This is a genomic window from Tissierella sp., from assembly GCF_052089545.1.
In the GTDB taxonomy this organism is placed as follows: domain Bacteria; phylum Bacillota; class Clostridia; order Tissierellales; family Tissierellaceae; genus Tissierella_A.
Genome location: NZ_JBQDAA010000127.1, coordinates 1 through 6,979, shown reverse-complemented (window position 1 = coordinate 6,979; position 6,979 = coordinate 1). Strand labels below are relative to the sequence as shown.

General features: G+C 31.0%; 5 protein-coding genes and 1 pseudogene. All 6 read right to left on the bottom strand.

The window, feature by feature from the left end:
* Positions 1–434: purine-nucleoside phosphorylase (locus ACTHW2_RS09185; protein ID WP_442263638.1), on the bottom strand; the 434-nt coding region annotated here is incomplete at its 3' end.
* 70 nt (positions 435–504) lie between these two features.
* The gene (locus tag ACTHW2_RS09180; RefSeq protein ID WP_442263637.1) at positions 505–1,440 is read right to left on the bottom strand and encodes a sugar-binding transcriptional regulator; all 936 of its coding nucleotides are present in this window, start codon (positions 1,438–1,440) and stop codon (positions 505–507) included.
* A gap of 241 nt (positions 1,441–1,681) precedes the next feature.
* Positions 1,682–2,857 (bottom strand): MalY/PatB family protein, encoded by a 1,176-nt coding sequence (locus tag ACTHW2_RS09175; RefSeq protein WP_442263636.1) that lies wholly within the window; start codon positions 2,855–2,857, stop codon positions 1,682–1,684.
* A gap of 13 nt (positions 2,858–2,870) precedes the next feature.
* The gene (locus tag ACTHW2_RS09170; protein WP_442263635.1) at positions 2,871–4,145 is read right to left on the bottom strand and encodes a dicarboxylate/amino acid:cation symporter; all 1,275 of its coding nucleotides are present in this window, start codon (positions 4,143–4,145) and stop codon (positions 2,871–2,873) included.
* A gap of 241 nt (positions 4,146–4,386) precedes the next feature.
* Positions 4,387–6,420 carry a sigma-54 interaction domain-containing protein gene (locus ACTHW2_RS09165; RefSeq protein ID WP_442263634.1) on the bottom strand — a complete coding sequence of 678 codons (2,034 nt, stop codon included), beginning with the start codon at positions 6,418–6,420 and terminating at the stop codon, positions 4,387–4,389.
* Positions 6,421–6,496: 76 nt separating this feature from the next.
* Positions 6,497–6,979: pseudogene (locus tag ACTHW2_RS09160) on the bottom strand (pyruvate:ferredoxin (flavodoxin) oxidoreductase); the annotation flags it as partial.

Sequence of the window (6,979 nt, the reverse complement as noted above, 5' to 3'; positions counted from 1 at the left end):
CTTAAAGGACTTGCCCCCATAAGTTTTATATGGTCTTCTATTATCATTATATCTCCAACATTGTAAGAAGTATTTACTCCACCTGCTGCATTTGTTAAGACAACAGTCTCAACTCCTAATAAATGTAAAACTCTTATAGGTGTAACAAGTTGTTCAAAATCATATCCCTCATAGTAATGAAACCTACCAGACATACAAACAACCTTTTTACCACTTAATTCACCTAATATAAGTTTACCAGCATGCGATTCTACAGTAGAAGTTAAAAAACCAGGTATATCATTGTAATCAACAACTACTGGATTTTCTATTTCCTCAGCTAAAGTGCCAAGTGCTGAACCTAATATCAAGGCAATTTCAGGTTTGAAATCAACCTTATCTAGTATATAATCTGCACTTTTTTGAAAATACTCCACATCATAATTATGCTTCATTTAAACTACCACTCCTCTTTTTTATAGATTGTTTTATATGATAATTATAATCACAATATATACATTGCAATTACAATTTAATCAACTTATTAGCTGTATTGCTATCAGTTACTAAAACATCCAAATATTTACCTCTTAATGCACCTAGGATTGCTTCAAATTTTCTTTCTCCGCCTGCTATACCCATTACTAAGGCATCTTTATTGTTTTTTAAAATATTATATCCTATAGTTTTATTTTCATATTCATTTTCTACAGGTTGTCCATTTAAATCATACCAGCGAAATCCAATATCTCCAACTGCATTTTTTGAAATAAAATATTTTTTATAATTTTCATTCCTATCTATATCCTTTAACAGATATGTATCTTCTTTTAACTCACCTATTCCAGCCAATATAATATTACACTTTTCCATCTTTTTAAAAGTTTCTTTTATATTCATATCAGACATAAGTGCATCTTTTATACTATGTTTTTCTACAAGTGCTGGCGCATAAAGTATATGAGATTCTCCACCAAGTTTTCTTCCTATAGTTCTAGCTATTTCATCGGCCTGTAAGCTTTTACTGGCTACATTTAAACCACCAATCATCTGTACAGCCGAAACTTCTAACCTCTTATTAACCGATAAATTTTTAGCTACCTCTGATATTGTTCTCCCCCATGTAGCACCTATTATATCACCTTTTTTTACTAAAGATACTACATATTGGGCAGCAGCTAGCCCCAAAGATGTAAATAATGTATCACTGTCTATGGGTGAAACTATTATAACTTGTTTAAGTCCAAACATTTCCTCTACTTTATTTTCTAGTTCCACATTATATTTATCAACATTATTGATCTTTATTTCAACTATATTATCTTCTAAAGCTTTTTTTAATATTCTGTTTACCCTTTGCCTAGACATTTTCATTTTTTTTGCTATTTGAGCTTGAGTAAGGCTCTTTCTATAATAATAATACGAAACTTTTATCATTTCCTTGTCAGTATAAGCAGACACAGAACATCCCCCTTACATTTGCTCACCTCGTGAACCTTTGTCGCTTTGTGAATTTATTATACCATATCATTCGACAAAAGACAACGTTTTCTTTAAGTTTATTTTTACACTGTGATTCGATAAAATTTAAATTGTGCTTTCTTCAAATTTACAACTTATAAATTTTATTTATAAAAAATATAGCATAAAATCCTTATAAGGATTTTATGCTATATAAATACTTTATCCGTAAAGTTTATACTTATAAACTCTTCACTGCAGCTTCTAATTTTTCAAGCGAATCTTTAAGCACTTCTCTTGGACAAGCAAGGTTTAATCTCATAAAGCCTTCTCCTGGCTTTCCAAACCAATGTCCACTATCTAGTGCAAGACCTGCTTTATTTATAAATAAATCATCAAGTTTTTCTAAACTTAAATGGAGTCCCCTACAATCCATCCAAAGTAGGTAAGTTCCTTCTAGTTCAAGCGCATGGATACCATCTATATTTTTATTAATATAATCTACACAATATTCCATATTTCCCTTAAGGAATTCATTAACTCCATCTACCCATTCATGACCATTTTCATAAACAGTTTGAGTTACTGTTTGACTAAATACGTTTGAACGATTTAAGTCTAAAAGCCCAAGTTCACTTCTGTATATATCCATTCTTTCCTTATCATTTATAATACAAAATGCACTATGAAGCCCAGCTATATTAAATGTCTTACTAGGAGCAGTACACGTTATAGAGTTTTTCTTAAACTCATCAGAAATACTCGCAAAAGGAATATGCTTATTTGGCTTATAAACCAAATCATAATGTATCTCATCTGAAACTACAAGTACATCATTGTCTATACAAATTCTTCCCAACTTCTCTAGTTCTTCTTTTTTCCAAACTCTTCCCGTAGGATTATGAGGACTACAAAGAAGCATCATCTTACAATCTGGATGACTAGCTTTTTTCTTTAAATCTTCAAAATCCATCTCATATTTATCGCCTTTTAATACTAACTCACTTTCCATAACAACTCTATCATTTCCTTCTATAACACTTTTAAAAGGATAGTAAACAGGTGGTTGTATGATTATTTTATCACCTTTTTCAGTAAACTTTCTAATCATCATATTTAATAAGAAGACTACACCTGGAGCATATTCTATATCTTCGCTGGTAACTTTTAAATCATGTCTTGTATCTAACCAATTTACTATAGAATCATAAAACTCTGGCATTCTCTTGGAATAACCAAATATACCGTGCTCTGCTCTTTTCTTAATAGCATCTATGATAAAATCAGGTGCCTTTATATCCATATCCGCTACCCATAGAGGAGTTAAATCGTCCCTACCAAACTTCATATCCATTTCTTCATATTTTACTGAAGCAGTATTGGATCTATCTATAGTATTATCATCATATTTATACATCGAATCTCTCCTTTTATTGCTCACTTATAATATCTTCTTTTTTATTTTTCTTCATCCAATCTTTACCATCTACAATTTTACTTACCATCATGCTTACTACAACGTCTCCAGTACAGTTAATCATAGTAGCAACAGCATCAGTTAATAAACCAATAGTCACTATAATAGGTAGTACATCTTGATTAAATCCATAAAAACTAATTATAACCATAGAGCCCATCATTCCACCACCAGGAATACCGCTTAATATAACTCCTGACATAGCTGAAATAACTATGGCTGTAACCCAAACTTGAACTCCAACAAATTCTAAGTTAAAGATCCCAAATAAAAATGCTATTTTCATAAGACTGGTAAGTACCGTTCCGTCCATATGAACTGTAGCTCCCATAGGAAGTATAATAGAACTTACGTCTTCTTTAATTCCTATACGTTTTGTAGCTGCAAAGTTAGTAGGAAGAGTCGCTATAGAACTTTGAGTCGCAAGGGAAGTAACTACTGATGGGAATATATTTTTATAAAATGTTTTTATTCCTCTTGCTCCACCTGCCCAATATGCATAAAGTGTAAATGCTACTAAAAAGTAAGCTATACATATAGGATAAAACATTATTATAGCCTTACCATAAGCTCCAAGAAGTTCTGTACCATAGTCCCCAATCAAGGCTGCAAAATATGCACCTAGTCCTATTGGAGCATAAAGCATGATTATACCTATCATCTTCATAAAAGCTTCACTCATAATATCTAAAAATTTAATGACTGGATTGTCCTCAATATTTTCACTTACAAAACTAATACAATATCCAAGCGTTATAGAAAATATTATTAATGGAAGCATAGCATTCTTTGATAAAATACCGCTGAAATCATTAACAGATACTGCTTCTACAACTTGATCTAAAAAGCTAAATGTTTCTGGTTCTTCATATCCACCAAAGTCTATATCTACTCCCTCTGCTGGTGGTACTATAGAAACTACAAATATAATAAATATTGCAGCAATAATAGCAGTAACTATAAATATTATTAATGTACGAGATAATATCTTTCCAAGCCTTTGCATATTATTCATCTTAGCGATCGAACTTGCTAAACTAAAAAATACTAAAGGTACAACTGCAGTGAACATCATATTAAGAAATAATTCACCAAATGGCTTAAGTACAACTGCCTTTTCTTTAAATACCAATCCAACTATAGAACCCACAGCTATACCTATTATCAGAAGTATTAGCGATTTATAGTTTTGAAAAACACTCTTTTTACCTGTTTCTTCTTTTGACATACCTTTCCCTCCTTTTTATATATAAATACATAGTATAATACCAATCACCATATATAGTTGCAATAATAATGCCAACTATTTAAAAAAATATATTTAAATATATTTTTATTCTGCTAACAATAGTATTGTCAACATTTAATTCTTTAATCTTATTTTTTATCTATTAAACTTTTCAATGATAAGGTAGGTAAAAAGACAATAAATAGGGTTAACTGTATTTTCCAACGACAGTTAACCCTATTTATTCATTTTCCTCTATTAACTTTATACCTTTTTTATTTATTATAGTTCCACCTCTGCCTATTGAAATATCTACAAGTTTTAGATCAGAGAGTTCTTTTAAAATACCTTTTACATCATATTCTGTCAAATGATATTTTTTACTATAAGCTCTTTTGCTTATTCTTTTTCTACCCACTTTTTCTTTATTTAAAAATGCTTCATATAATATCTGGAGTACTATCCTTTGTTTTTTATCTTTAATATGGCCAACTTCTATTTCTTCAATCTTTCCCTCTTCAATTTCATTTTTTATATGATAAGGAAGATCATCTTTTCCAATTTCTCTTTTATCCAGATTATCCAGATAAAGCACACAACTTACAAGTTCTCTAATATTCCCATCCCATCTATGGCCTTTTATAACTCTTTGGGCACCTTCATTCATTTTAAAAGAAGAATTATTTTTCTTTTTAAAATAAGAGAATAAAAGCTCTATATCACTTTTTCTTTCTCTGAGCGGCGGAATATTTATAGGAAGTACATTCAATCTATAATAAAGATCTTTTCTAAACTTACCCTTTTCTACCTCTTTTGCTAGGTCTAAGTTTGTAGCAGAAATAATTCTCAAATTTACCTTTATAACTTCACTGCCTCCAACTCTCATTATTTCTCCTTCTTGTATGACTCTCAAAAGTTTTACTTGAAGCTCTATAGGCATTTCCCCTATTTCATCTAGAAAAATAGTACCGTTATTCGCCATCTCAAATATACCTTTTTTACCATCTTTCATAGCACCAGTAAAAGCTCCTCCCTCATATCCAAAGAGTTCACTCTCAAGAAGCGATGGATTAAAAGCAGCACAGTTTACAGCTACAAAATGTCTATTTTTATTGTTAGAAAGATTATGAAGAGACTGTGCAACAAGCTCTTTTCCAGTACCACTTTCACCAGTTACAAGAACAGGAGAATTAGACTTTGCCATTCTCTTTATTAAACTTTTAACCTTTTTTATAGCGTCACTTTCTCCCACAATATCATCTATATTATATTTGGCTACATGACCCTTTTTCATAAGTTGAAGTCTTAGTTTGTTTTGCACATTTTCCTTAGATTCAAAATCTTCCACTATAGCATAAGAGCCATCAAACTTTTCTTTATTATCATTTATTCTATAAATAGATACTGTTACATATTCCTCATTTATCTTTATAAGCCTATTTTTTATTTTATAATCATAAAAATCTATTTGAGGTAGTACATCGCTAGCCCTTTTACCTACCATTTCAGATCCACTAATTTTTACAATCTCCTCTGCACTACCATTAAAAGATACTATCTTTCCATTTCCATCAGTATATATTAACCCTTTTTCCATAAGACTTAAGAGAGTATCTAGTTGACTACTAAGTAGATTAGATTTATTTAAAAGATGCTCCACACCAGTATTGTGAGAAATAAGTCCATCAAAATAGTCTTTAACAACTTTTCTATTTAAGTCCTCCTCTAAACCTAAGCCTACAAAGAGTTCAACTATAGTCATCTCATCTATAAGCCTATGACCTAAATCATAAACTTTCTTTGCACTTTCAGGTACATATCTAGTTTCACCTGTAGTTATAGCTAGATCCATATCTGGCACTTTATCCATGGTAGGAAAAACAGGGGTAAATCTTATATTATCTATCCCTAAACTATAAAGGAGACCTATAGTTTCTATAGCCATTTCTAAACTTAAATTGACTAACATAGCATTATTTACGCCCTCTAAGTTTTTTAATGTTTCATATCCACTCCTTGAAAGAGTAAGCTTAGATATTACAACATTAAAATCTCTCCCAAGATAGTTTTTAACTATTTCATACTGGGAGTAAGTACTTATCAATATAATATCTAAGGATTTTAATGCATCTATATTTTCTACAGCCTCTAAATCTTCACTTTCGAAAGAATAAGAGCTAATCTCTACACTACTATCAAAGAGCTTTGTTAGTTGTTCCTTATAATATCTCCCTACATCTTCACTCAAGGTTACTATCCCTAATTTCTTATTCATCTTTTCACTCCTTCCAAGCATAAATAATTGTAAAAAAAGCTCCTCTATGATAGAGGAGCTTTTTATTATTTAATTATTACTCAGCCATTTTTTTGTAGCTTTCGTATCTTTCTTTAGCATCTTGTTCTGCTACTGCAAACAATTCATCTGCTATTTCTGGGAAAGATCTTCTTAGTGAAGTATATCTAACTTCTGAGTTTATAAAGTCCATAAATGGTTTCTTAGGCTCTTTTGAATCTAATATAAATGGATTTTTACCCTCTTCTTTAAGTCTTGGGTCAAATCTGTATAGATGCCAGTAACCTGTCTCTACAGCTAATTTTTCTTGAGCTATAGAAGTTCCCATTCCTGTTCTTATACCATGGTTTATACATGGCGCATATGCTATTACGATAGATGGCCCATCGTAGCTTTCTGCTTCTTTCATTGCTTTTATAACTTGGTTCATATTTGCACCCATTGATACTTGAGCTACATATACATAACCATAAGTTGTCATCATAAGACCTAAGTCTTTCTTTCTAATCTTCTTACCTGAAGCTGCAAATTTTGCTACAGC